Raw genomic sequence first — 24950 nt, forward strand, 5'->3', positions numbered from 1 at the left:
CGTCGTTGATCAAGCTAGTGGCCGAACGGGTCAGGATCCTCGCCGGGCAGCCAACTCAGCCCCGGAACCCCCCACTGGTGCGATTTCACCATCCGCTTGGCGGCGCGCGCGTGCCTGCCGATCAGGCGGTCCAGATAGGTGAACCCGTCCAGGTGGCCGGTCTCGTGCTGCAGCATCCGGGCAAACAGGCCGTTGCCCTCCAGCGTGATCTCGGTGCCGTCGGCGTCCAGGCCGGTGACCCGGGCCCAGTCCGCGCGGCCCGTCGGGAACGACTCGCCGGGCACCGACAGGCAGCCCTCGTCATCGTCGTCGGGGTCGGGCATGGTCTCGGGAACCTCGGAGGTCTCCAGCACCGGGTTGATGATCGCCCCGCGGCGCCGCGCGGTTTTGCCGCGGTCGTCGGCGCAGTCATAGACGAACACCCGCTCGGTGCGCCCGATCTGGTTCGCGGCCAGGCCGACACCGTTTGCTGCGTCCATGGTGTCGTACATGTCGGCGATCAGCTCGGCCAGTTCGGCCGGTAGCGTTCCGTCGGCGGCGACAGGCACCGGAGTGGTCGGGGTGTGCAGGACGGGATCTCCCACAATGCGGATTGGTACGACAGCCACGGTTGGTTAGCTTAAGTCAGCCGACGCGCGGGTAACGATCACGCCTCAACTACCGGGGCCGTGATTGAATGATCGCCGAACCACACGAATGTCATTTGCGAGTTATCGGAAGGGTCCAAAGAGCGATATGGATGGCGCCATCGCGCGGACCGGCCAATCCGGAGACGACTCCGAACCCGCGGACGGGTTGACCCGCCGCGAACACGACATACTGGCCTTCGAACGCCAGTGGTGGAAATACGCAGGGTCCAAGGAAGACGCCATCAAAGAGCTCTTCTCGATGTCGGCGACCCGGTACTACCAGGTGCTGAACGCGTTGGTGGACCGTCCCGAGGCCTTGGCCGCCGACCCGATGCTGGTCAAGCGGCTGCGGCGGGTGCGGGCGAGCCGGCAGAAGGCGAAGGCGGCCCGGCGGCTCGGCTTCGACATCACCTGAGCCGTTAGGCTTGCCCCCGATGAACCAGCGAGACTCTTCCGGGCTGCCACTGCGCGCCATGGTCATGGTGCTGCTCTTTCTCGGCGTGGTGTTCCTGCTGGTTGCGCTCCAGTACCTGGGCCCCGACGACGATGACGACGGCGACTCCGCCGTGGTGAGCACCACCACCAGCAGCGCCACTTCCAGTGCCGAACCCTCCCCGGAGCCGGAGCAGGCCAAGGCCGACGTCCGGGTGTTCAACATCTCCGAGGTCCCCGGCGCGGCCGAGGGAACCGCCACCCGGCTGCGCGATGCCGAGTGGAACGTCACCGAGACCGGCAACCTGGTTCTGGAAGGCGTGCCGGTGACGACGGTGTACTTCGGTGAGGCACCGGGCGAACGCGAGGCCGCCGAAGATGTCGGCAGGCTGCTGGAGGCTCCGGTCGAGCCGAGACGCCCCGAACTGGTGGAGCAACCACCGGGCGTCATCGTGGCGGTCACCGGCTAGGCTCTCGGACATGCCGATCTCAGCCACGATTCGCCTTCTCGCCGCTGCCGCCGTCATCGTCCCGATCGCCGCCGCGTGCGCACCCAACGAGCCGGTCGCGACTGAGCCGGGCACCACTCCGCCGGTGTGGACCGGATCGCCCTCGCCCACACCGTCCGGCGAAGCCGGCCACGGCGGCGGGCACGGTTCCGGTGCAGGCGCCACCAGTGGCGAGACCCTGACGGCGAACCTGGCGACCGCGGACGGCACCGAGGTGGCGACCGCCACGATCGAGTTCACCGACGGCTTCGCGACCGTGACCGTCGAGACCACCACCGCGGGTGAGCTGACCCCCGGTTTCCACGGCCTGCACATCCACCAGGTCGGCTCCTGCGAGGGTGATTTCACCAGTGCCGGTGGGCACTTCCAGGCCGAAGGCCACTCCGGGCATCCTTCCAGCGGCGACCTGAGCTCGCTGCAGGTGCGCAGCGACGGGTCGGCGAAGCTGGTGACCACCACCGACGCGTTCACCGCAGAAGAGCTGCTCTCGGGGACCAAGACCGCGATCGTCATCCACGAGAAGGCCGACAACTTCGGCAACATTCCTGCCGAGAAGTACCAGCAGGTCAATGGCACCCCCGGTCCTGACCAGCAGACGCTGTCAACCGGTGACGCCGGCGGCCGGGTGGCCTGCGGTGTCATCTCCGCGGAGTAGTCCCAGCCGAATCGATTTCGCCGGGTCCCCCCGGCCGACAGTCGGTGTCGAATGGGAGTTCGCGCTCGTCGATCCCGACACGCGTGACCTGAGCAACGAGGCCGCCGCGGTGATCGCCGAGATCGGCGAAACCCCGCATGTGCACAAGGAATTGCTACGCAACACCGTCGAGATCGTCACCGGGATCTGCGAGACCGTCCCAGAGGCGATGACCGACCTGCACGACACCCTGGTCCCGGTGCGCCGCATCGCCCGGGAACGCGGGATGGAACTGTTCTGCGCCGGCACCCACCCGTTCGCGGAATGGTCCACCCAGCAGCTCACCGAGGGCCCGCGCTACGCCGAGCTGATCAAGCGCACCCAGTGGTGGGGCCGCCAGATGCTGATCTGGGGTGTGCACGTGCACGTCGGAATCTCCTCGGCACACAAGGTGATGCCCATCATCACCTCGCTGCTCAATCAGTACCCGCACCTGCTTGCGTTGTCGGCGTCATCGCCCTACTGGGACGGTGACGACACCGGCTACGCCAGCAACCGGGCCATGATGTTCCAGCAGCTGCCGACCGCCGGACTGCCCTTCCAATTCCAGGAGTGGTCGCAGTTCGAAGGCTTCGTTCACGACCAGAAGAAGACCGGCATCATCGACCACATGAACGAAATCCGCTGGGATATCCGGCCTTCGCCTCATCTGGGAACCATCGAGGTGCGGATCTTCGACGGGGTGTCCAATATCGCCGAACTCGGCGCGCTGGTCGCGCTGACCCACTGCCTGATCGTGGACCTGGATCGCAGGCTCGATGCCGGTGAGCAGCTGCCGACCATGCCGCCCTGGCACGTGCAGGAGAACAAGTGGCGCGCAGCGCGTTACGGCCTGGACGCCGAGATCATCCTGGACGCCGACAGCAACGAGCGTCTGGTCACCGATGATCTCGACGAACTGCTGACCCGGCTGCAACCGGTGGCGGTGTCGCTGGGCTGCGCGGACGAGTTGGCACGGGTGTCCGGGATCTACCGGGGCGGCGGGTCGTATCAGCGTCAGCGCCGGGTGGCCGAGGAACACGACGGTGACCTGCGCACCGTCGTCGATGCACTGATCGGAGAGCTGGTGCTCTGATGGCAGCGACGCCGATGTTCCCGCTGGAGGTGGCGATGCTGCCCGGTGAGGAACTGCCGCTGCGGATCTTCGAACCGCGCTACAGCGCAATGGTTTCCGACTGCCTGGCCGGGGATCCGGTGTTCGGGGTGGTGCTGATCGCGGCCGGGCGTGAAGTCGGCGGCGGGGATGTGCGCAGTGATGTCGGTGCGCTGGCCCGGATCGTCGAGCATGCCGACTTGGGTGACGGACGCTACCGGTTGCGCTGCATCCTCGGTGAGCGGATCAGGGTGACCGAGTGGCTCGACGACGCCCCCTATCCGCGGGCGACCACGGTGCCGTGGCCCGATGAGGCGGGCCCGTCGGTGACCGGTGCGGATATCGCAGGAGTCGAGGACACCGTGATGGCGCTGTTCGAGCGGATCGCCGAGTCGCGCAATGCCACGCTGCCCCCGCGCGAAGACCTGCTGGGCGGGCCGGAACCGGGCCAGGAAGCCGGAGATCGGCTGTACGCCTTGGCTGCCCGCATCCCACTCGGCCAGGCCGATCGCTACGCCGTGCTGGCCGCCCCGGGTGCGTGCGCCCGGCTGGAGGCGCTGCGCGAGGCCGTGGAGACGGTCGCGGCCATGGTGGAGTTCCAGCTCTCGGAGTGACTACTTCGGATCGGGGAACGGGTTGTTGGCCAGATCATCTTTGACCACGTCGTCGGACACCGTCTGTTCCCGATAGGCGAGCTGGCCGACGCGGTTGGCCACCACGGGTGCGGTGATCAGGGTGAACAAGCCGGCCAGGATGATCATGCCGACATCGGGATGGCCGCGCAGCCGGATCGCCGCCCCGGCCAGCACCAGCAGTAGCCCCAGCACCTGCGGCTTGCTGGCAGCGTGCATGCGCGACAACGTGTCCGGGAAGCGCACCACGCCGATCGCGGCGGTCAGTGCGAGCGCCGAACCACCCAGCACGAGCACCGAGGTGATGATGTCGACGGCGGTCATCGGATCCTCCGATCGTCGAGATCGCGGTCGGGAACCCGGAAACGCGCCACGCTCACCGACCCCACGAAGCTGATCAATGCCAGCGCCGTCAGGCTGTAGGTCACGGTGCTGTCCAGGCTGAATGCCGCCCAGGTCCCGATACCGCACATCGTCACCGCCACAAAGGCGTCCAGYGCGACCAGCCGGTCCAGGGTGCTCGGCCCGGCCAGCAGCCGGTACATCGTGATGGCGGCGGCGGACGACAGCATCACCGCCGCGGCGATCCACACCACATGCATCAGGCGTCCTCCTTCTCGGCAGACGGTCGCCAGTCGGCGGTCCGCTCGAATGCCGCCACCATGAGGCGCTCCACCGTCTTGACCTGACGGTAGAAGCGCTCGACGGCCTTGTCGGTACCGACGTCGAGTACGTGGACGTAGATGAGCCGGCGCTTCTGGTCGATCTCCAGCACCACCGATCCCGGAATCAGGGTGAGCACGCCGACCGCCAGTGACAGCACCAGATCGGACTTGATGGCCAGGTGCGCGCGCAGCACCGCGGTGGCGGGCGGCGGACCGGGCTTGATCGCCAGCCAGGCCACCTGATACGACGACACCACCAGGTTCACGGCGACGTAGAGGATGAGGCGCAGCAGGGCCAGCGGACGCACCTTCCCCTCGACCGGCACCCGTGGCAGCGGGAGCAGCAGCGTGATCACCAGCGCGACCACCAGTCCGCCGACGATGTTGCCAACAGAGAAGGTGCCCCACAACAGGATCCACACCAGCGTCAGAAAGCAGAGCGTCCAGATTCGCAGAGCGGCTTTTCTCATGGCTGCAACACCGCCGAGATGTACTGGCTGCGGTCGAGTATCTCTTCGGCCGCCCGCTCGCTGTAGGCGTAGATCGGTCCGGCGAACACCGTCAGGACCAGACCCACCGCGATGAGCGCCCCGGTGGGCAGCAGCATCCCGACCGGCATCTTGCCGACATCGTTACGGTCGGCGAACGCGATGTCGTCGTCGTCGTCGATCAGCGCGGCGGGCACGGTATTGGACAGGTCGCCCTCGGGGGCGTCGGCGCGGACGCGCCAGAACGCCTTGGTCCACACCCGGGTGACCGCGTAGAGGGTCAGCAGGCTGGTGACGACACCGCCGCCGACCAGCACCCAGGCCAGCGTGGAGCCCACTTCGGAGCCCGCCTCCAGCAGCGCAACCTTGCCGATGAAGCCCGAGAACGGCGGTATGCCACCCAGATTCAGCGCGGGGATGACGAACACGAACGCCAGCAGCGGGCTGGCGGCGGCCAGCCCGCCGAGGCGTTGCAGTGTCGACGCCCCGGCCTGCCGTTCGATGAGACCCACCACCAGGAACAGGGTGGTCTGCACGACGATGTGGTGCGCCACGTAGTAGACGGCCCCGGACATGCCGAGGTGGTTGCCCAGCGCGATACCGAAGATCATGTAGCCGATGTGACTGACCAGGGTGAAGGACAACAGCCGTTTGATGTCGTTCTGGGCGATGGCGCCCAGGATGCCGATGACCATCGTCAGCAGCGCGGCCACCATCAGCACGTTGTCCAGTCCGCCGTTCGGGAACAGCAGCGAGTGCGCCCGGATGATCGCGTACACGCCGACCTTCGTCAGCAGGCCGGCGAACACCGCGGTGACCGGCGCCGGTGCGGTGGGGTAGGAGTCGGGCAGCCAGGTCGACAGCGGGAACACTGCGGCCTTGATGCCGAATGCGACGATCAGCACCGCGAACAGCGCGGTGCGGGTGCCATCGGGGACATCGTCCAGACGCAGGGCCACCTCGGCCATGTTGAGCGTGCCGGTCGTGGCATAGACCAAGGCGATGCCGATCAGGAAGATCAGCGAGGACACCATCGACACCATCACGTAGGCGATGCCTGCGCGCACCCGTTCGGCGCTGCCGCCGATGGTCAGCAGCACGAAGCTGGCGGCGAGCAGCACCTCGAAACCGACGAACAGGTTGAACAGGTCCCCGGCCAGGAACGCGGTGCAGACGCCTGCGGACAGGATGAGATAGGTGGGCTGGAAGATCGAAACGGGTTGGCGTTCATCGCCGTCGCTGATGCCCTGCCCGATGGCGTAGAAGACGACCGCCAGCAGCACGATCGAGGACACCACCAGCATCAGCACCGACAGCCGGTCGGCCACCAGGGTGATGCCGAGCGGGCCCATCCCGGGTTCGCTCTGGCCCCAGCCGCCGACCTGCACGGCGACCGTGCCGTCGCGGTCCACCAGGTAGAGCAGCACCGAGCACACCGCCACCACCGCGGTCAGCGATGTCAGCGAGATCAGTTGCTGCAGCCGGGGACTGCGGCCGGCGACCATGGTGATGGCCGCCGCGATGGTCGGGATGAGGACGGGCAGGGGAGTCAGAGTGGTGGCAAGGGTCATCAGCGTGAGCCCTCCGCGCCCGGCAGGGCGTCGAGTTCGTCGGGCGCGTCGGTGTCGCGGGACGGCACCACATCCGGGATGTCCCGGTCCACGGTGTCTTCGTCGACGCGCTCGGCCACCCGAGTGTCCTCGGGGTCGTTGCTGACCTCTTCGATGGTGGTCAGCTGATAGGACCGGTAGGCCAGAGCCAGCACGAAGGCGGCGATGCCCATGCTGATCACGATGGCGGTCAGGATCATGCCTTGGGCCAGCGGGTCGGCGTCGGTCTCGGCGCCGTTGCTGGACCGTCCGTAGACCGGCGGATTACCGGACGGGCCACCGACATTGAGGATCAGCAGGTTGACGGCATTGCCGATCAGCAACAGTCCCAGCAGCATTCGGGTCAGCGTGCGCTCCAGCAGCAGGTAGACCCCGGCGCTGGTGAGGCCACCGATCAGGACCAGGGGAACCAGGTAGGTGATCATCGTCGCACCATCTCCACATCGACGCGGGCACCCAGGCTGCGCAGGATGTCGAGAACAAGACCGACCACGATCAGATACACACCCAGGTCGAAGAACAGTGCGGTGACGAGCTTGATGTCACCGAGTAACGGGATGTCGACATGCAGCACCGCCGAGGACAGCACCGGCGCGCCGAGCAGCAGCGAGGTGACCGCGGTTCCCGCCGACAGCGCCAGTCCGGTGCCCAGCACCTTCCCGGCGTCCAGCGGCAACGTCTCCCCGAGTTCGTATCGGCCACCGGCCAGATAGCGCAGCACCAGTGCCAGGCCGGCCGTCAGCCCGCCGGCGAAACCACCGCCGGGGGTGTTGTGTCCGGCGAAGAACAGGTAGGCCGAGAGCACCATGATGAGCGGGAAGATGATGCGGGTGGCCACCTCGAGCACCAGCGAGCGGTGCCGAGGGTCGCGCAGTTCGCTGCCGCGCAACCAGGTGACATCGCCGGCAGCCGGGCTGTACGCCCCGACCAATCCGATGTCGGGCTGGCCGACGGCGCTCGGTTTGGCCTGCGACACGCGCGGCGCGGCACCGAAGCGCCTGTTGCGGAACACCATCGAGGCGACGCCGGTGGCGGCGACCACGAGCACCGAGATCTCCCCCATGGTGTCCCAGGCGCGGATGTCGACCAGCAGAACGTTGACGGTGTTGGCGCCGTGTCCGCGGTAGTAGGCGGCGTCGGGCAGCAGTTCGGCGATCGGGCGGGTGTCGCGGGCGGCCATCGCGAAGACCGCCAGCCCGGTCACCGCCGCACCGACCGCCAGCGACAGCGCGGCCCGGGGCAGCCGGCTGCGGTTGATGTTGGAGCGGTCGGCTTCGGCGGGCAGGGTGCGCAGCACCAGCACGAAAATCACCAGAAGCAGTGTCTCGACCAGGAACTGGGTCAGCGCGAGGTCGGGCGCACCGTGGAAGGCGAAGATGGCGCCGCAGCCGTAGCCGGTGACGCCGACCAGCAGGACGGCGGCCAGCCGGTTGCGCATCACCGTCGAACCCACTGCGGCGGCCAGGATCACCAGGCCGATCACCACCTGCAGCGGGGAATCCCAGAGTGCCAGTTCCGGCCGGTTGCGGGCGCCCATCATCAGTGCGGCGACCGGCAGCAGCACCAGTGTGCAGAGGATCACCGACTGGGTGGCGGGCAGCGATCCGCGCTGGGTCTGCGCCGTCAAGCGCACCGCCAGCACATCCAGGCCGCGCATCACCTCGTCGTAGATCCGGTCGGCGTTGCCCAGCGGGGTGAACCCGGACTTGCCGCGGGGCAACCGGTTACGGCCGAAGAACACGCACGTGCCGACCCCGAGGATCAGCACCGACAGCAGCAGCGGAACCCCGAAGCCGTGCCACAGGGCGAGGTGGTAGTCCGACGGGCCGGGGATGGTCTCTGCATAGTCGTCGAGCACCGAGTCCAGCCCGGACGGCCAGAGACCGAGCGCCAGACCGGCGGCCGCCAGGACGGCCGGTGGCAGCAGGAAGGTCACCGGCGGGCGGTGCATCTCCTGGACACGGAGGCTGGGTTCGCGGTGTCCCTTGTCGCTGAAGGCGCCCCACAGGAACCGCAGGCTGTAGATGGTGGTGAAGACCGAGCCGACCACGATGCCGGCGAGCACGAACGGTGCCGCGGCGGCCAGGGCCGGGCTGTGCAGCACGGTCTCCAGATCGGCTTCCTTGGCGACGAACCCGAAGAACGGGGGTAGCGCGGCCATGCTCGCGGTGGCGCCGACGGCGATGACCAGCAGGGGCCGGTGCTGTCTGCCGAGACCGGCCAGCTTGCGGATGTCACGGGTGCCGGTGGCGTGGTCGATGACGCCGACCACCATGAAGAGCGCGGCTTTGAACATGGCGTGCGCGCAGAGCATGGCCAGTCCGGCCAGCATCATGTCGGGCCCGCCTGCACCGACCATGATGGTGATCAGCCCGAGTTGGCTCACGGTGCCGAACGCGAGGATGAGTTTGAGGTCGTACTCGCGGACCGCGCGCCAGCCCGCCATCAGCATGGTGAGCAGGCCCAGGCCCACCACCATGGGTCTCCACAGCGGGGTGTCGGCGAACCCGGGTGTCATGCGGGCCACCAGGTAGACGCCGGCCTTCACCATCGCGGCGGCGTGCAGATAGGCGCTGACCGGGGTGGGTGCGGCCATCGCGCCGGGCAGCCAGAAGTGCAGCGGAACGATGGCCGATTTCGACAGCGCACCGACCAGGATGAGCGCGATACCGATGGTGGCGGCCGTGCCGGTCGGGGGAGCGGCGATGAGCTCGGAGATCAGATAGGTACCCGACAGGTTGCCCAGCACGATGATGCCGACCAGCATGGCCAGCCCGCCGAAGGTGGTCACCAGCAATGCCTGGGTGGCGGCCCGGCGGCTGGTGGCGCGCTCGGCGTAATGGCCCACCAGCAGGAACGACAGCACCGTGGTGGTTTCCCAGAAGATGTAGAGCAACAGCATGTTGTCGCTGACCACCAGGCCGAACATCGCGCCGGAGAAGGCGACGAGTTCGGCGGCGAAGCTGGGTAGCCGCTTCTCGATGCGGCCCTCGTGGTGGTGGAAGTACTCGGCGCAGTAGAAGAGGACGAGTGCGCCGATGGCCAGCACCAGCACGCTCATGATCGCCGACAGCGAATCGAAGCGCAGCGTGATGTCCATGGACAGTTCGGGCACCCAGGGGATGTGAACGGTCGGGGTGTTGCCTCCGCTGGGCCAGTTCATCCCCACCCAGATCAGTGAACCGAGCGGAACCAGAGCAAGGGGATAGAACGCCAATCGGCCCCATCTGGCGACCAGAAGGGGCGCCACTGCGGTGGCGACCGCATGGGCGAGGAGAACGGCGAGCATGGCACTCCGATCGGATTGGGGTCGGGGTGTCAGCCACTAGGGCTTATGCCATTCTACCTGGGCCGTTTTGCGACCTGACGTGGGCCATTATCGGAATGACGTGCGATACCACGCCGATGCCCCAGCCCATGATCGGCCAGACCGGCCAGAAGTACCAGCCGCCTCCGCCGAGGCCGACGGCGAGCCAGATCCCGAGCATGAGCAGCGCCCCGGCGAGGTAGGCGGCGACGTGGATACGCACGCTGAGCCGCGCTGCCCGGATCTGTGCGGCACGACGGCGGGGGTCGTGCTGGCGCAGTCGGGCAACCGGTAGATCGGCGACGAGTTCGTCGAGTTCTCCGGCGCCGTGTGCGGCGAAGGCGCGGCCCAGCCGGTCCTCGTATTCCGCCATGGGTAGGTAGCCCTGAGCCAGGGCCTGCCCCAGATCGGTGGCGGTCCGTTCCCGCTCGCGGTCCCCGGCGCGGATATCGGACATGGCGGCCTCCCTGAAATCTAGTCAGTGACAAGTTTGACTATTCCAGCTGAACTAGTCACCGTCAAGATATGTAGCCTGCTGGGGTGAGCCGGATTGTGAGCGCCAGCCGCGAGATCGCCGCGGAACCCGAAGTGATCTTCGAGCTGATCGCCGACCCCGCGCAGCAACCGCGCTGGGACGGCAATGACAACCTCACCGAGGCCGCCGCCGGGCAGCGGGTGCACGCGGTGGGCGATGTGTTCCGGATGATGGTGCACTCCGGGACCGTGCGGGAGAACCACATCGTCGAATTCGAGGAGGGCCGCCGCATCGCGTGGCTGCCATCCGAGGAGGGCAAGCCGCCGCCCGGACATCTGTGGCGCTGGGAGATCGAGCCCCTCGGTCCGGCGGGCGGGAGCGAAGCACCCGGGGGATCGGGGAGCGGCCGTTGCATGGTCACCCACACCTATGACTGGACGAACCTGACCGAGGAGAAGCGGCTGGTGCGCGCGCGGGCCACCACCGCGGCCAATCTACTGGMCTCGATCGACCGGCTGAATCGGGTACTGCACTACTCATAACCGTCTGTCCCATACGCCTCACTCTGTAGCGAACAGAGAGGCAGGGAATATGGCGGACGGATTTCTCCTCACGTCGGGATCACCCGTCGATCGGGTGAACGCATCGGCAGGTGGCAAGGCGCGCAACCTGTTTGCGCTCACCGCGGCCGGCGTCCCGGTGCCGCGGTGGGCGGTGCTGGGTACTGACGCGTTCCGCGCCGCTGCCGCGTCCGCCGGTGTGCAACTCAGCGATGCACCGCTGACGCTTGCCGAGCGCCTCGCGGAAGCCGCTCGCGCAGAACGGATGATGTCCGAGTCGGCCATTTCTGCCGAGATCCGTGAGGACATCCACGCCGCACTTGAGCATGTCGGAGATGGCAGGGTCGCGGTGCGGTCCTCGGGGCGGCAGGAAGACGGCGCCGCGCATTCCTTCGCCGGCTTGTTCGACACCTTCCTCAACGTCACCGGAATCGACGCCGCCGAGGACGCGGTCCGCCGGTGCTGGGCGTCGGCGTTCTCGCAGCGGGCCACCCAGTACCGGCACCTGCGCGGGCTCGGCTTCGGCGATGTCGAGCTCGCCGTGATCGTGCAGCACCTGATCGAATCATCCAGCAGCGGTGTCCTGTTCACCGCCGATCCGGTCACCGGGGCGACCGACCGGATCGTCATCAACGGCGTGCTCGGACTGGGTGAGGGATTGGTATCGGGTGCGGTCGACCCGGACTCCGTCGTCGTCGACAAGGACACCGGGCGGGTGGTCCGGACCAGTCTCGGTGCCCAGCAACAGATGCTGGTCGCCGGCGACTCCGGCGGTGTGCGCACCGTCGAGGTGCCCACCGACCGGCGCGACACGTGCAGTGTCGATCCAGCACTGGCCGCGGAACTCGCCGAACTGGGGACACGTCTGGAACAACACTTCGGCGTGCCGCAGGACATCGAATGGGCGTGCGGCGATGCGCGGACCTGGATTCTGCAGTCCCGGCCGATCACCACTCTCGATCGCACATCCACAAGCGCGGAAGAGTATCTGGGCGAGGCAGTCCCGGCCGGCGAGCTGCGGATCTGGGACAACTCCAACATCATCGAGAGCTATGCCGGTGTCACCTCGCCGCTGACGTTCACCACCGCGCGCACCCTGTACGCCGACGTCTACCGGGTCTACGCCCGCAGTCTCAACGTGGCACCGGCTCAACTCGAGCAGATGGAGTCGTGGCTGCCGGTGATGCTCGGCCAGTTCAACGGGCACGTCTACTACAACCTGCTGCACTGGTACCGCATGGTGGGTATCGCCCCCGGATATGCCTTGAACAGGCGCGTGCTCGAGGTCGCCCTGGGCGTCGGGGAACCGCTCGACGCCGCGACCGCACAGACCCTGCGGCCCTTCACCTTCGACAACGCCGCGACCAGGTGGTGGCACCGCGCCAGGACCACCGCCACCTACGTGCAGCGGTTCCGCCACATCGACGCGTTGGTCGAGGATTTCGACACCGCGTTCCACGAGTTCATCGCCCGGCACGGGTTGGCCGACGTATCGGGGCTGGACGGGCCGCAAGCTCAGCGGATGTTCGGCCGGATCCACGACGAGGTCGCCGAGATCTGGGGACCGATGATGGTGCTCGACGCGATCCTGCTCACCTCGGTGGGGCTGTTGGCGGCGATGACCAGAGCTTTCCTGCCGAAGGCACCCGAATGGTTCGGGTTCGCGGTGGTGAACCCCGGCGCCGATGTCGTGTCCATCGAACCGGCCAGGGCGCTGGCTGATATCGCCGCGTTCGCACATCGCCATCCCGAGCTGTGGGCATTCCTCGAATCTGCGGACCCCACCACGGCATACCTGCACTTGATCGAATACGCCGAGGACGACAGCGGGCCGTGGCGTGAGTTGCACCGCAAGGTCACCGACTACATCGACCGGTTCGGCTACCGGTGTCTCGACGAGCTCAAGCTGGAGGCGCCAGACCTGCGCCAGGACCCGTCGGGCATCTTCCACATGCTGCGGATGGCGTCCCCGGACGGGGCCGAGCGTCCCGGTGATGCGGCCCAGGCCTACCTCGACGCGCATCTCAAAGGCCCACGTCGAATGCTGTTCGACGTCCTCCGTGCCAAGATTCAGCGCGCGGCGACCCACCGTGAGCGGCTGCGCTTCGCCCGCACACAAGGGTTCGGAATCCTCAAATCGCTTGTCGCGGTGATGGCCCGCGACCTCGTGCGCCGCGACATCATCGAGAACCGTGCCGATGTGTTCCTGCTGCGCCGCGACGAGCTGTTCGGGTTGTACGACGGCTCCACCACCCCGGCGGCCGCCCGGCAGGTGATCACCCGGCGGCGGACATTGCAGGAGGAATACCGAAAGTTCAAGGCACCTGCCCGGTTCAGCACGATCGGCTCGGCCTACGCGCCGGCCGACCTCGGGCAGGCCGGCTGGCGCGACGCCGACGATGTCGCGCAGGCCGCGGTAGGGACGGTGCTGACCGGAACCCCTTCCAGCCCCGGGGTGGTGACCGGGCGGGCAGTCGTCGTGGAGAAGCCGGAGGATTTCTCCAGCGGAATCTTGGTGGCCTACCGCACCGACCCGGGCTGGGTGGCCGCGTTGCCGTTCGCGTCGGCGCTGTTGATCGAACGTGCCTCACCGCTGACCCACGTCGCGATCATCGCCCGCGAGCTGGGAGTCCCGACGGTCGTGCAGATCGACGGCCTGACCGATGCGGTCCGAACCGGCATGACCGTCACGGTCGACGGGGCCGCCGGCAGCATCGTGGTGCTGCAGGGTGAGCCGGAGCAAGCGAGAACCGATGCGTGACAATGCTATCGACCGAATCCGTGGCTGGATGGATGCACCCGAGGCCGGTACCGGTGTGCATCTGGCCGACGATGACGGGGGCTGGGACTTCTGCTCCTATGTGACCCTGGCCGACGGCGCCCGGCGCATCGCGGGCGTGCTCGCCGGCCTGGGCATCCGCGCGGGCGACACCGTCGGGGTGCTGATGCCGACATCGCACCTGTGCCTGTCGGCGATGTTCGCGGTACCCGCGGCGGGAGCGACGCTGACGCCCATCGCGCCGCCGCTGTTTCATGACCCCGAGCAGTACCTCCGGCACCTGGCCGGTGTGCTGGCGAGCTCGCAGGTGCGCACCGTGCTCACCGGCGTTGCCTTCGCGGACACGGTCGCCAGAGCGGTCGCCGGCCTGGCGCAACCACCCCGGGTGGTGCTGCTCGATGACGTGCCGGAAGCTGAGCCGTTGGCCGAACTGGCCGAGCCCGGCGCGAACGTGCTGCTGCAGATGACATCCGGGTCGACCAGCGCACCGAGGGGAGCGCAGATCGGCTGGCCCAGCCTGGCGAGCAATCTCGACGCCATCGACACCGCATGCCTGCTGGGTGCCGGGGACGCCACCGCCTCCTGGCTGCCGCTGTATCACGATATGGGCCTGATCGGCGCGGTGTTCCAGACCATCACCCGCCAACGCGACCTCTACCTGATGCGTCCCGATCAGTTCGTCCGCGATCCGGCCCGCTGGTTGCGGGCTGCCGCGCACGCCCGCCACACCGTGACTCCGCCGTTCGGGCTGGCCTACGCCGGCAGGCGGTTGTCCGCGGCGGATATCGCCGACATCGATCTGTCGACGGTGCGCACCGTCGTGGTCGGCGCGGAGCCGATCCATCCGGACCACCTGCGGTCGTTCGTCGAACTCACTGCCGCTCGGGGCTTCTCGCCGCGCGCCTTCCTGCCGTCCTATGGGTTGGCCGAGGCGACCCTGATCGCGTCCGCGCACCGGCTCGGTCAGCCGCATCGGATGGTGCGTATCGACAGATCCGCACTGCGGCAGGGCGATCCGGTGCCTGTGCTCGAACATGCCGAAGACCTGAACGCCGCCGGTTCGGACTGGGTGGTGTCCGTCGGCGTCCCGATGCCCGGGCACCGGATCCGGATCGCCGGGACAACGGTCGACGGTGTGCTCGGCGAAATCGTGCTCGAAGGTGAGTCGGTGTTCGCCGGCTACCGCGGGGACCCGGACAGCGCCACCCGCTGCATCGGTGGCGAACTGCACACCGGGGATGCGGGTTTCCTGCTCGACGGCGAACTGTACGTACTCGGGCGGATGGGAACGAGCGTGAAGGTCAACGGGCGCAGCATCTTCGCCGAGGATCTCGATCTGTCGGCGGCCGCGGCGCTGGGCACCACACCGAACCGGGTGATGACGGTCGCGGTCGACGACGGTGGACGCGCCGGGGTGACGGTCTTCATCGAGCAGCCCGCCGGCGCCGCACTCTCGCGCCTGCGCACCGCGCTGAGCGGACAGGTCGGCGCGGATGCCCGGCTGCAGTTCGTCGGTGTGCCCCGCGGTGGGCTGGCCCGTACCTCCAGCGGCAAACCGCGGCGCGCGCACATGTGGCAACAGTGGTGCGCGGGTGGTCTGGTCGGCGCGGAACTGCTGTCGGTGTCGGACAACGGCATGGTCGAGAAGGTGCGCGGTCTCTTCGAGAAGGCCTGTGCGCTCGCCGTGATACCGGAGGACGCCACAGTGCATTTCGAGGGATCGCTTGCCGAGGGTTTCGGCAACGAGGGCTCCGATATCGACCTGCTGCTGCTGATCCCGGGCGCCGGTGCCGAAGCGGTGATGCCGACGGTGCTCTTCATCGACGGGCACCGGGTGGAGATCCGGGCGCAGTCTCATGCCCAGGTACGCACACGGCTGCTGCGGATCCGCCGATCGCTGGACACCGGTGCCGTGGCCTCCGAGGATGCGCTCAACCGCGTGCAGCGATTCCTGCGGGGCACCGTGCTCAGGGCCGGACCCGGCTATGGCGAGTTGCGCGATGTCGTCGGCTACCCGGAGCTCACGGAGCTACTTTCGACATGGTGGCAGCGCCGCGCCGATCAGTGCCTGCGCCAGGCGGCCGCCCTGGCGGGGCTCGGCCGCGACTCCGAGGCGGTCAGCTGGGCCCGAGAAGGTCTGGCCCAGACCATGAAGGCATTCCTGGCCCATCACGGTGAGGGCTATGTGGAGATCAAGTGGCTGCCGTCGCAGATGGACCGGCTGCGGCTCCGCGCGGACGCCAGGGTCGCGGCGATCCTCGACGACTATCGAGAACTGGACCGCGAGTTCACCATCGGGGCGGCATTCGCACTGGCCGCCCGCATGGGCGGGCCGAGAATCGGCGTGGACCCGCGGAACGTGATCCTGCGCCGGGTTGCAGGCGTCACCACCTGGCCCGTCAGGTCGACGACCCACGTCATCCGTGACAAGGACGATCTCTTCGTGTTGTCAGCCGAATGTGCCGAATCCTGGCGGCAGGTCGTGTTCGGACAGAGCCTCGCCGACACCCGGGTCCCCGGCGAGCACCTGGCGTTGTTCGCGCGACTCGGCCTGGTCGCGCTGGCCTGGCGGGGTGGCGGTGTCATCACACCGGTTGCCGCGATGTGTGATCCGGGCAGGCCGCTGACTCCGGCGCCGTCGGTCCGGCGCCCGGTGATCACCATCGACGGCGCACCGCCCGATGGGCCGATCTCCAGATCGCCCTTGAAGGCAAAGGCGTTCGCCGAGGGCGCCAGTGCGCTGATCCTGGCCAACATGGTCTTGGAGAACGCCCGCGAGGACTTCGACGGTGCCGTCAAGGACGGTCAGTGGGAGGTGGCGGCGCTATGCGGACGGCGCATCGTCACCATGGCGGTCCGCATCCTGGCCAGCGCGTGGGGCGTCACGCCATTGCCGGGCGACCCGGTGCTGCTGCACGGACTGGACACGCTGGTGCCGGATCACCCCGAGCTGGCCACCCGGGCCCGCCACCTCGCCGAACTGAAAGTCGAGGATCACGATGACGCATCGCGAGCGCTGGCCGAGGTCGACCAGTTCGTGTCGGACGTCCAAGCGGTGACGGGCGGGGAGATGTTCCCATCGTCGTTCGCCTCCCGGACGCAGTGGCAGGAGACGTTGCGATACGGCTACCAGTGGCTGCGGATGGGCGGCTATCTGGATGCCTATGTGGAACTGGACGAGGCGAGGGATCTGCTGGCCAGCGGCGGCGCGCAACCGTCCGCGCGGGCAGGCGGGGAGCAATCGTGACGACCATCGGGAGCGACGTGTTCGCGCTGGTGACCGCCATGGCCCCCGGACCGGTGGAACCGGCCCTGCACAGCGCGTTCGTCGGTGACCTCGGCTATACGTCGCTGCGCCTGCTGGAGCTGTCCATCGCGGTCGAGCGGGCCTTCGCCCTCCCGCCGCTGACACCGGACACGCTGGCGGGCGTGCAGACCGTCGGTGACCTGGTGGCACTCGTGCAGAACCTCAAGGTGCCGTCGTGAGCGGGCGGCGTGTCCTGGTCACCGGCGCGGCCGGACATGTCGGAGCGGACGTCGTGGCCCGTCTGGTCGCTCGCGGGCACGATGTGACGGCCCTCGTGCACGACCGACCCGTCGTCGTCGCCAACAGCGGCCGGCGCGTGCGGCCGACCCGGGTTGTGCGCGGTGACGTTCGACTCGAGGGGTTCGGTGTCAGCGGGCTGGGCGATGAGATCGACGTCATGGTGCACTGCGCGGCCGTCACCGACTTCGGGCTTCCGGAGCAGCGGTACACCGAACTCAACGTGCAGGGAACCGCGAACGCGTTGGCGCTCGCGCGCCGCCGGGACTGCGACTTCGTGTACGTCAGCACCGCCTACGTATGCGGTGAGCACAACGGCCCGTTCGGGGAGGATCAGCTCGACGCGGGGCAGGGCTTCGGAAACGACTACGAGCGCAGCAAGTTCCGGGCCGAGCAGCTGGTGCGCAGCTCGGGACTGCGGTGGGCGGTGGTGCGTCCCGGCATCGTCTCCGGCGATCACCGCACGGGGCACAGCCGCGAGCACAAGCACATCTATCAGGTGCTCAAGCTGATCGTCGAGGGCCGGTTACGCACCCTGCCCGGGCAGTACGGTGCGACGCTGGCACTCTCGCCGATCCGGCACGTCGCCGACACCATCGTCGCGGCCACCGAGCGTTTCTCCGACAACGTCGGCCGCACGTTCCATGCCGTGGGAGCGAAACCGATTTCACTGCGCATGATCTCGGACGTGCTGGCCGAATATCCGTCCTTCCGGGTGGCCGACTTCGTGCCACCGAGCACCTTCAGCGTGGACGACCTCGACGAGATCGAGGCGGGCTACTACCGCAAGGTGGGCGCGCTGTACGCGAGTTACCTGACCCGCCGCCCGGAGTTCGACAGCACCAACACCCGCGAGCGACTCGGTGTCACGCCGCCGTCGTCGGGTGCCGGCTATCTGCGCCGAATTCTCGACTCATGCCTACGTACCGGGTATCTGGGCAGACCCCAACCGTCCGTCGCCGAGGTGCTGGCCACCTTGCACCGAGAAAGGAGCCACGTATGACCGACACGCGTGTCGCCGGCAGGTACCGATCCGACGTCTACTTTCTGGACACCGATGAGGCGCTGGCCCGGCTACGGATCGATGCCGGCGAGTTCGCCTCGCGCAGAGCGGTTCTGTTGCTCAAGCCGGATGCGGCGATCACCGGTGGGATGAGCCGGGCGGTGTCCTGGCTGATCGACAACGGCTACCGCATCGTCGGGGCGTACCCGGTGTCACTGAGCCCCCTGCACCTGCGCGCGCTGTGGTATTTCAACTGGCACCTCGCCACCCCCCAGCGGCGCAGGCTCGCCGACCGACTCGCGCAGATGACGCCGTCGGTGGTACTGATCGTCAGCCATCCCGACGGCACCGTGCCGGTATCGGTCCGGTTGACCGCCGACAAGGGTCCCGCCGATCCCGCGCAGCGACAGCCGGGTCAACTCCGGCATGCCCTGGCATCGGGCACCTATCTGCTCAATCAGGTCCACTCGCCGGATGACCCGGACGACGTCCTGCGCGAGTTGAGCATCTACTTCGCCGAACCTGTGCTCAGCGAGGTGATCTCGGCGTGTTCCGACGGCGTGGATGTCGCCGCCGAGGCGATTCGGCTGGCGCGGCGGATCGAGGCCGGCGTGCCGCGCCGAAGCGGTGATCTGAGGGCAGCCCATGACGCCGTGTGGGCGCATCTGCGGGCCGCGGGCGTGGCGTCACGCCCGGAGACCGGACCGGACTGGATGGCGGCCATCGACGCGGCCGACGACGAGCACCACCCCCTGGATCCCTGGTACCGGCTCGTACTGGAATCGACGCACCTGCCCATGCATCGACGGCAAGATCGGGATGAATCATGAACGCAGTCAATTACTCTCAGACGATCGCCCGCGAACTCGTGCACAAACGGGCGATCGGCGAGGTGCTCGTCACCGCGGTGACCGGCCAGCAGCAGGGGTGGATCTGCCACGCGCAGTTGCCGCGGCAGCACCACTTCCACACCGACACGACCGCCTGCCAGCGGGCCTACCACGATCCGCTGCTCGTCATGGAGGCCTTCCGGCAGGCGTGTATCGCCGCGAGCCATCTGTTCTACGACGTCCCGATGGATGCCCGGCACACGGTGCGGTACTACGAGTTCTCCGTGGTCGATCTGACCGCGCTGCGCCGCGACACCACGGCACTGAACCTGGAGTTCAACATCGCCGTGCGCAAAGAGTTCCGGCAGGGTCTGGAGGTCGGCGCGGTCGTCACCCATGACGGCACGAAGGTGATGGAGTTCACCGCTGCCTTCGGCTGGATGTCGGGCACCCAGTGGGAGAGCTTCCGCGACGGTGCGAGCTGGGAACCGGTGCCGTCGGCGCTCCCCGCCGAGCCGGCACGGGTGGGCCGCACAGATCCGCGGAACGTGGTGATCGGCGAGCCGACCGGGACGGCCGACGGTGCGAGCGCACCCATCGTGGTGGACCTCGGTCACCCCACGATCTTCGATCACCCGCTCGATCATCTGCCCGGTGGTCTGATCATCGAGGCCTGCCGTCAGCTCGCGTTGTCGGTCATGGGGCCGCGAGYCCCGAGCGTGACCGGCCTGGCCTCGCTGCGGTGCGACTACACGTCCTTCACCGAACTGGATGCCGTCAGTACCGTCACCATGGCACAGGCACCCGAAGACGATATGACCTTTCGCGGGGCGGTGACTCAGTCCGGGCAGACCCGTGCCGCGATCGAGCTGACCTTCTCGGCCGAATGACGGTCACCGAACGCCGCGGCGGGGTCGGCGCGTATCTCGCCGAGCGTTACCTGCCGGTCTACCCGGTGTACCTGACGCTGTGGGTKGTCGCCGTCGAGAGCATGACCGTCGTTCTCGGCGGCGGCGGACCGTGGCGACCGACCTGGGACACGCTGTGGAAGGTGCTGGCGCTGATCGCGGCGGGTGCCTTCCTGCGGATGGTCGACGACCAGAAGGACCTCGCCTACGACCGGACACACAATCCGTCGCGACCATTGGTGCTGGGCCGGATCTCCGGCGGGGAACTGCGGCAGGCGATGTGGCCGACCGCTGCGCTGGCGCTGACTCTCGCGTCGGCCGTTTCGCTTTCGGCCACGGCGTTGCTGGCGACCGCGCTCGGCTACGGCCTGGTGCTCTGGTGGGCTGAACCGCGGACGGCCTGGCTACGGGACAACCCGTTGGCAGCCCTTGCGGTTGTCTGCCCGGCGCAGTTCCTGGTGACCGGTTTCATCATGGTGGGCCAACCCGGCCTGGATCTACGGGCGCTCGCCGTGCCGTTGGTGTTCACCAGTGCCTTCCTGCATCTGGAGTTCGCCAGAAAGACCTCCCGGTCCGCCGCCGTGCGCGACCCGCATTCCTATTCGCAGATGCTCGGCCCGCGCGCAAGTGCGGTCACCGCATGGGCTTTCGGCCTCTTCGCGGTGCTGCTGGCGATCCTGCTCACCGGTGACCCGCTGCCGCTGGCGACCGTCGCATTGCCCTGCGTGTCGGCATGGATCTTTTTCACCCGCCAGCCCGCCGACCATCCGCGGAGCTGGCCGACGGTTTTCGTGGTCGTCTTCTATCTCAGCATTCTGGTCCAAGGTCTCCTGCACACGAAAGGTGCATAGTGCGCATTCTCATCCCTCTCGTAGGCAGCCGGGGCGATGTTCAGCCCGGGATCGCGCTGGGCCTGGAGCTGGAACGCCGCGGTCATACCGTGGTGATCGGCGCACCACCCAATTTCGTCGACTTCGTCGGCAAGACCGGCCTGACCGCGCGGCAGTTCGGTCCCGATGTGCACGCGCTCTACTCGTCGCCCGAAGGGCAGCGGGCGCTGGCGGCGGGGAACTCGTTCAAGCTGATGCAGATGGTGTCCGGCCAGATGGCCGAGTACGCCGACCGGATGGACGATGAGCTGATCGACATCTCCGCGGACGCGGAGATGATCGTGTGCACCACGTTCAGTGAGGACCGCTCGGTCATCCTGGCCGAGGCGCGCGACATCCCGGTTGTCACACTGCACACGTACCCGAGCCGTAAGAACAGTTCCTACGCGCCGCCCGGTGCACTGCCACACCACTGGCCGATCCCGGGAGCCGTCAACCGGGGTGCCTGGTTCGCACTGGAACGGCTGCGCACCGCGGTGTTCGGGAAGTACCTGAACAATCTGCGGGTGAAGCTGGACCTGCCGAGAACGACAGCCAGCACGGAGTCTCAGCTCGCGAAACGGCAGGTGCCCGAGCTGCAGATGTACGATTCGGCGCTCGTCCCCGGCCTGGCGGAAGAGTGGGGATCGACACGACCATTCGTCGGCTTCCTGTGGCTGCCGCGGTCGGCCCGCGAGGCGATCGGTGAACTGGCCGAGGAACACACCGACGTGGTGCAGTGGGCAGCTGCAGGCACACCGCCCATCTTCTTCGGGTTCGGCAGCCTGCCGATACAGGACTTCGGCTCGGTGATCGGGCTGATCCAGCAGATCTGCGACCGGACCGGGCAACGCGCCTTGATCAGTGTGGGTGGCGCCGACCTGGGCGACGAATCATTGTGCGTCGGGCCGAATGTCAAGATCGTCGACGCCCTCGCCCACGACCTCATCTTTCCGCACTGCGGTGCGGCGGTGCACCACGGTGGTATCGGGACGCTCTTCGAGAGTCTGCGTGCCGGCCTGCCGACGCTGGTGTGCTCGGTGTCCTTCGACCAGCCGCTGTGGGGAACCCAGGTCGAGCGGCTCGGCGTCGGGGCACACATCCCGTTCGCCAAGCTCGATGCGCGCACCCTCGGCACGGCGATCGATGTGCTGCTCGACGAGCAGACCCGCAGCCGCGCAGCCGCTCTCGGAGCAAGGCTGCGCGCGACCGGGGACGGTGTGCCCATGGTGTGCGATATCGCCGAGAAGGAGGCCGCGGGCTAGCGAGGCGTCAGCGTCACCGGCAGTGCCGCCGGTGACAGCACGAAATCCTTGCCCTGCACCTTCACCTCGAAATCGTCGGGGAGCGCCGGACGCCACCGGGCGAACAGGGCGGCCGCCTGCAGAGTGATCGACAACAGCGCGAAATGATTCCCGGGGCAGTGCCGTTGGCCCATCCCGAAGGGCATCATCGCCTGCGGGTCACCGGCGGCACGGTCCCAGCGGTCGGGGTCGAACACGGCGGCGTCCCGGAAATGCCGCTCCTGGTGATGCACCATGTACGGGCTGAACAGGAAGTCGGTGTTGTCCGGAAAGTGTGTGGCGCCGATGCGGACAGGGCCGCCGGAGGTGATCATCGAGATCCACGGGGCCCACACCCGCAGCGTCTCCATCAGGACGTTGCGCAGGAACGGCAGCGACGACGCGTGCTCGGGCCGCACCGGGCCGGTGCCGACCACCGAATCCACTTCGGCGCAGATTCGTTCGGTGATCTGCGGTGCGCGCGCGGTCTCATAGATGAGCCACGCGAAGATCGAGGACTGCGAACCGATACTTGCAGCCAGTGCCAGCAGCAGCTCGTCCACCAGATCGTCATCCGGAAGATGCAGCAGCGCCGAGAGCATGTCCCCGCGGTCGGTGTCCTGGCGGCGCTGATCGATCAGCGATCGCAATGCCGTGCGTACTTCGCCGGACTGCCGGACGAACCGGCGATTGGGGATGATGCGCAGGCGCCGAGCCGGTTTGGGTAGCGCGCCCCGGATGATGACCTCGCCGAGCAGCCAGGGGATCCGCCGCTGGATGAAGCTCGCCTCGTCGGCGCCGGAATCGGACCGGAACAGGGTGGCGAACATGGTGCGGGTGACGAGTTCGTGGACGCGGGAGCGTAGATCACCGCAGTCGCCGGCGGTGAAGGCCGCCGACCAGTCGTCGGCGATGGCGGCGACGTGGCCTGCGTACTCGTTGAGTCGGCCCTGGCGGAATGCCGGGGCGATCATCCGCCTACGTACATCGTGTTCGGTGCCGCTGAGGACGTTGGTGGCGCCGCTGACCAGTTTGCTGATGGCGTCCCGCAGCGCATCGCGATGGAAGGTCCCCGCCCGGCCGAGGCTCACCTCGCGAATGGTCTCCGGCGTGGTGAGCACGTAGGCGGGCCGCGTGCCGAGGTAGATCCGGACGACGGGCCCGAGTTCGGGTAGCGAGGTGAGGAAGGCCCGTGGGTCCCCGGTGACCAGGTGCGCATGGCCGAGTAGCGGCAGTCTCCCTGGGGCGGTGGGGAACTCAGCCGTCATGCGCCATCGTCAGCAGTAGCGTCCTGATCCGGTCGGCGAAGGCCTCGGCCCGGGCGGCGGTGAGGACGGCCGCCGGGTAGCTGGTCTGTATGTTCAGCCGTCCGTGATAGCTGAAGACCATGTGGTGACGTCCGGTGGACAGCGGCAGGTTGTCCGGCGGCCCGCCGCCCGCCAGTACGGCGTAGTTGGCGTTGCCCCTGATCTGGAATTCCCCCGCGTGCACCCCGGCGGGCAGCGTCAACGGCGCGAACTCACCCATGTTCGACACCGAGATCGGCTCGAGGTTGTCGCTGGTGGCCCACCGCGCGATGATGTCGGGAATGTGCAGGCAGGTCTGCTGCACCACACCGTCTTCCAGGTCGGTGTGCAGCTGGCTCAGGATCTGCTCGCCGATGTGCCGCGGATCGTCGGCCGGGTCGACGATGACCTGGGCGCAGGAGTACCCGAGCACATTGGTCCCGTCGGCCTCATCGGCGGGCGGGCTCATCCACCGGCGGATGTTCACGTGCGAGATCAGGCCCATCGGCAGCGGACCGTCGGGGTCCAACAGTTCACGCTCGGCGAGAAGAACGGCACCGCATATCAATCCGTGCAGCGTTTCGTTGAGTGCCTTGGCCGACGCGCGCAGGGCGGCGGTGTCCTCGGCGCTCAGCACGGTGACGATCCGGTGCTGAGCGAATGGGTCCGCGTCCGGGCTGCGGCCGACCGGGTCGCGGAACGGGTACACCACGACACCGTCGAGTCGTTCGGCGCCGCTGCGCGGCCCCTTCGTGACACCGCGGTCGGCCAGCAGCGTCTCCGTGGCGGCCGGTGCGGGCAACGGTTCGGGTACCGGCATCGTGGCGCCGGCCAGGATCTGCGTGTAGTTCTGCCAGAGGATCCCGAACCAGTGGTACACCAGGATGCCGTCGGCAATGGCGTGGTGGGTCACCAGGCTCACCCAGTGCTCGTCGCCGGGCGCCGGGGTGACGTCGAGAAAGGACACCGTCTCCCCGATGCCGATGGGGGTCGTGGTGTGCTGTGCCGGATCGACCCGGCCGCTGGTCAACGGCGGCGCGGGCGTAGACGCCTCGACGATGAGTTCCGGCCCGGCGGCTCCGAAGCCGATCCGGCCGGTCAGCACGGGGTTGCGCTGTACCAACCGATTCCACGCGGCGTGCAGCGCGTCCAGGTCCAGTGGTCCGGTCATCCGGCTCGCCATCACGGTCGTCTCGCAGACCAGCGCATGGATCGTCTCGAACGGAGACAGCGCCCGGCCCTGCGGGCAGCGCACCGTGGGGGGAACCGTCTCCAGCATGAGGCCTCCTGTGCATGTGGTGTTCCGTGATTCTTTCGGCACACGCACCGGGGGACCTAGGTACAGCGGTACTCG

At 68.0% G+C, this 24950-nt stretch carries 24 protein-coding genes; 14 read left to right on the plus strand and 10 right to left on the minus strand.

Annotated features, from left to right (window positions below):
- Positions 1-14 precede the first annotated feature (14 nt).
- Positions 15-608 (minus strand): peptide deformylase, encoded by a 594-nt coding sequence (locus tag AC1DTF_RS10805; RefSeq protein ID WP_057170203.1) that lies wholly within the window; start codon positions 606-608, stop codon positions 15-17.
- 127 nt (positions 609-735) lie between these two features.
- Here AC1DTF_RS10805 and AC1DTF_RS10810 point away from each other — a divergent pair, with 127 nt between their 5' ends.
- From AC1DTF_RS10810 to AC1DTF_RS10830, 5 genes are read left to right on the plus strand one after another with little or no spacing between them, the layout of a single operon-like run.
- Entirely contained in the window at positions 736-1044 is a 309-nt protein-coding gene (locus AC1DTF_RS10810) for a DUF3263 domain-containing protein (RefSeq protein ID WP_019513723.1), read from the plus strand.
- 19 nt (positions 1045-1063) lie between these two features.
- Positions 1064-1531 carry a LytR C-terminal domain-containing protein gene (locus AC1DTF_RS10815; protein WP_057170202.1) on the plus strand — a complete coding sequence of 156 codons (468 nt, stop codon included), beginning with the start codon at positions 1064-1066 and terminating at the stop codon, positions 1529-1531.
- 10 nt (positions 1532-1541) lie between these two features.
- Positions 1542-2225, plus strand: coding sequence for a superoxide dismutase[Cu-Zn] (gene sodC, locus AC1DTF_RS10820; protein ID WP_057170201.1), 684 nt, complete (start codon positions 1542-1544; stop codon positions 2223-2225).
- Positions 2206-3339, plus strand: coding sequence for a glutamate--cysteine ligase (locus AC1DTF_RS10825; protein ID WP_057170685.1), 1134 nt, complete (start codon positions 2206-2208; stop codon positions 3337-3339). Before sodC ends, AC1DTF_RS10825 begins: the two co-directional genes overlap by 20 nt.
- Complete coding sequence (locus AC1DTF_RS10830; protein WP_057170200.1) at positions 3339-3971, plus strand: LON peptidase substrate-binding domain-containing protein; 633 nt, start codon at positions 3339-3341, stop codon at positions 3969-3971. The genes AC1DTF_RS10825 and AC1DTF_RS10830 overlap by 1 nt, the downstream gene beginning before the upstream one ends.
- Here the strand turns inward: AC1DTF_RS10830 and mnhG are convergent, their stop codons facing one another.
- From mnhG to AC1DTF_RS10865, 7 genes are read right to left on the minus strand one after another with little or no spacing between them, the layout of a single operon-like run.
- The gene (gene mnhG / locus AC1DTF_RS10835) at positions 3972-4313 is read right to left on the minus strand and encodes a monovalent cation/H(+) antiporter subunit G (RefSeq protein WP_057170199.1); all 342 of its coding nucleotides are present in this window, start codon (positions 4311-4313) and stop codon (positions 3972-3974) included. It abuts the gene before it with no gap.
- Positions 4310-4591: a monovalent cation/H+ antiporter complex subunit F gene (locus AC1DTF_RS10840; protein ID WP_057170198.1), complete on the minus strand. Its 282-nt coding sequence runs from the start codon at positions 4589-4591 to the stop codon at positions 4310-4312. Before AC1DTF_RS10840 ends, mnhG begins: the two co-directional genes overlap by 4 nt.
- Positions 4591-5124: a Na+/H+ antiporter subunit E gene (locus AC1DTF_RS10845; protein ID WP_057170197.1), complete on the minus strand. Its 534-nt coding sequence runs from the start codon at positions 5122-5124 to the stop codon at positions 4591-4593. Before AC1DTF_RS10845 ends, AC1DTF_RS10840 begins: the two co-directional genes overlap by 1 nt.
- Positions 5121-6713, minus strand: a complete 1593-nt coding sequence (locus AC1DTF_RS10850) for a Na+/H+ antiporter subunit D (RefSeq protein ID WP_057170196.1) — start codon at positions 6711-6713, stop codon at positions 5121-5123. Before AC1DTF_RS10850 ends, AC1DTF_RS10845 begins: the two co-directional genes overlap by 4 nt.
- The gene (locus AC1DTF_RS10855; protein ID WP_057170195.1) at positions 6713-7177 is read right to left on the minus strand and encodes a Na(+)/H(+) antiporter subunit C; all 465 of its coding nucleotides are present in this window, start codon (positions 7175-7177) and stop codon (positions 6713-6715) included. The genes AC1DTF_RS10850 and AC1DTF_RS10855 overlap by 1 nt, the downstream gene beginning before the upstream one ends.
- Complete coding sequence (locus AC1DTF_RS10860) at positions 7174-10041, minus strand: Na+/H+ antiporter subunit A (RefSeq protein ID WP_057170194.1); 2868 nt, start codon at positions 10039-10041, stop codon at positions 7174-7176. The genes AC1DTF_RS10855 and AC1DTF_RS10860 overlap by 4 nt, the downstream gene beginning before the upstream one ends.
- Positions 10042-10084: 43 nt before the next feature.
- Complete coding sequence (locus AC1DTF_RS10865; protein WP_057170193.1) at positions 10085-10516, minus strand: DUF1707 domain-containing protein; 432 nt, start codon at positions 10514-10516, stop codon at positions 10085-10087.
- A 92-nt stretch (positions 10517-10608) separates the two neighbouring features.
- Here AC1DTF_RS10865 and AC1DTF_RS10870 point away from each other — a divergent pair, with 92 nt between their 5' ends.
- From AC1DTF_RS10870 to AC1DTF_RS10910, 9 genes are read left to right on the plus strand one after another with little or no spacing between them, the layout of a single operon-like run.
- Positions 10609-11076: an SRPBCC family protein gene (locus AC1DTF_RS10870; protein ID WP_477474098.1), complete on the plus strand. Its 468-nt coding sequence runs from the start codon at positions 10609-10611 to the stop codon at positions 11074-11076.
- A 49-nt stretch (positions 11077-11125) separates the two neighbouring features.
- Positions 11126-13855, plus strand: coding sequence for a phosphoenolpyruvate synthase (locus tag AC1DTF_RS10875; protein ID WP_477474066.1), 2730 nt, complete (start codon positions 11126-11128; stop codon positions 13853-13855).
- Positions 13848-17120, plus strand: a complete 3273-nt coding sequence (locus AC1DTF_RS10880) for an AMP-binding protein (protein ID WP_477474067.1) — start codon at positions 13848-13850, stop codon at positions 17118-17120. The genes AC1DTF_RS10875 and AC1DTF_RS10880 overlap by 8 nt, the downstream gene beginning before the upstream one ends.
- Positions 17117-17359, plus strand: a complete 243-nt coding sequence (locus tag AC1DTF_RS10885; RefSeq protein ID WP_477474068.1) for an acyl carrier protein — start codon at positions 17117-17119, stop codon at positions 17357-17359. Before AC1DTF_RS10880 ends, AC1DTF_RS10885 begins: the two co-directional genes overlap by 4 nt.
- The gene (locus AC1DTF_RS10890; protein WP_477474069.1) at positions 17356-18420 is read left to right on the plus strand and encodes an SDR family oxidoreductase; all 1065 of its coding nucleotides are present in this window, start codon (positions 17356-17358) and stop codon (positions 18418-18420) included. The genes AC1DTF_RS10885 and AC1DTF_RS10890 overlap by 4 nt, the downstream gene beginning before the upstream one ends.
- The gene (locus tag AC1DTF_RS10895) at positions 18417-19250 is read left to right on the plus strand and encodes a nucleoside-diphosphate kinase (RefSeq protein WP_477474070.1); all 834 of its coding nucleotides are present in this window, start codon (positions 18417-18419) and stop codon (positions 19248-19250) included. The genes AC1DTF_RS10890 and AC1DTF_RS10895 overlap by 4 nt, the downstream gene beginning before the upstream one ends.
- A complete protein-coding gene (locus tag AC1DTF_RS10900) occupies positions 19247-20140 on the plus strand; it encodes an AfsA-related hotdog domain-containing protein (protein ID WP_477474071.1) in 894 nt (297 codons plus the stop codon). The genes AC1DTF_RS10895 and AC1DTF_RS10900 overlap by 4 nt, the downstream gene beginning before the upstream one ends.
- Positions 20137-21009, plus strand: a complete 873-nt coding sequence (locus AC1DTF_RS10905; protein ID WP_477474072.1) for a UbiA prenyltransferase family protein — start codon at positions 20137-20139, stop codon at positions 21007-21009. Before AC1DTF_RS10900 ends, AC1DTF_RS10905 begins: the two co-directional genes overlap by 4 nt.
- Complete coding sequence (locus tag AC1DTF_RS10910; RefSeq protein ID WP_477474073.1) at positions 21009-22292, plus strand: glycosyltransferase; 1284 nt, start codon at positions 21009-21011, stop codon at positions 22290-22292. Before AC1DTF_RS10905 ends, AC1DTF_RS10910 begins: the two co-directional genes overlap by 1 nt.
- Here AC1DTF_RS10910 and AC1DTF_RS10915 read toward each other — a convergent pair.
- On the minus strand, positions 22289-23578 hold the full coding sequence (locus AC1DTF_RS10915) for a cytochrome P450 (protein WP_477474074.1): 1290 nt from the start codon (positions 23576-23578) through the stop codon (positions 22289-22291). The two genes, AC1DTF_RS10910 and AC1DTF_RS10915, sit on opposite strands and share 4 nt — an antisense overlap.
- Positions 23568-24875, minus strand: a complete 1308-nt coding sequence (locus tag AC1DTF_RS10920) for a phthiocerol/phthiodiolone dimycocerosyl transferase family protein (RefSeq protein ID WP_477474075.1) — start codon at positions 24873-24875, stop codon at positions 23568-23570. The genes AC1DTF_RS10915 and AC1DTF_RS10920 overlap by 11 nt, the downstream gene beginning before the upstream one ends.
- Positions 24876-24950: the final 75 nt, after the last annotated feature.

The organism is Mycobacterium sp. P4_H6 (assembly GCF_056400845.1).

Bases quoted from the DNA above. Each gene is read 5' to 3' on its own strand.
- AC1DTF_RS10810 (WP_019513723.1), top strand. From the start codon at position 736: ATGGATGGCGCCATCGCGCGGACCGGCCAATCCGGAGACGACTCCGAA.
- AC1DTF_RS10815 (WP_057170202.1), top strand. From the start codon at position 1,064: ATGAACCAGCGAGACTCTTCCGGGCTGCCACTGCGCGCCATGGTCATG.
- sodC (WP_057170201.1), top strand. From the start codon at position 1,542: ATGCCGATCTCAGCCACGATTCGCCTTCTCGCCGCTGCCGCCGTCATC.
- AC1DTF_RS10830 (WP_057170200.1), top strand. From the start codon at position 3,339: ATGGCAGCGACGCCGATGTTCCCGCTGGAGGTGGCGATGCTGCCCGGT.
- mnhG (WP_057170199.1), bottom strand. From the start codon at position 4,313: ATGACCGCCGTCGACATCATCACCTCGGTGCTCGTGCTGGGTGGTTCG.
- AC1DTF_RS10845 (WP_057170197.1), bottom strand. From the start codon at position 5,124: ATGAGAAAAGCCGCTCTGCGAATCTGGACGCTCTGCTTTCTGACGCTG.
- AC1DTF_RS10850 (WP_057170196.1), bottom strand. From the start codon at position 6,713: ATGACCCTTGCCACCACTCTGACTCCCCTGCCCGTCCTCATCCCGACC.
- AC1DTF_RS10855 (WP_057170195.1), bottom strand. From the start codon at position 7,177: ATGATCACCTACCTGGTTCCCCTGGTCCTGATCGGTGGCCTCACCAGC.
- AC1DTF_RS10860 (WP_057170194.1), bottom strand. From the start codon at position 10,041: ATGCTCGCCGTTCTCCTCGCCCATGCGGTCGCCACCGCAGTGGCGCCC.
- AC1DTF_RS10865 (WP_057170193.1), bottom strand. From the start codon at position 10,516: ATGTCCGATATCCGCGCCGGGGACCGCGAGCGGGAACGGACCGCCACC.
- AC1DTF_RS10875 (WP_477474066.1), top strand. From the start codon at position 11,126: ATGGCGGACGGATTTCTCCTCACGTCGGGATCACCCGTCGATCGGGTG.
- AC1DTF_RS10880 (WP_477474067.1), top strand. From the start codon at position 13,848: ATGCGTGACAATGCTATCGACCGAATCCGTGGCTGGATGGATGCACCC.
- AC1DTF_RS10895 (WP_477474070.1), top strand. From the start codon at position 18,417: ATGACCGACACGCGTGTCGCCGGCAGGTACCGATCCGACGTCTACTTT.
- AC1DTF_RS10915 (WP_477474074.1), bottom strand. From the start codon at position 23,578: ATGACGGCTGAGTTCCCCACCGCCCCAGGGAGACTGCCGCTACTCGGC.
- AC1DTF_RS10920 (WP_477474075.1), bottom strand. From the start codon at position 24,875: ATGCTGGAGACGGTTCCCCCCACGGTGCGCTGCCCGCAGGGCCGGGCG.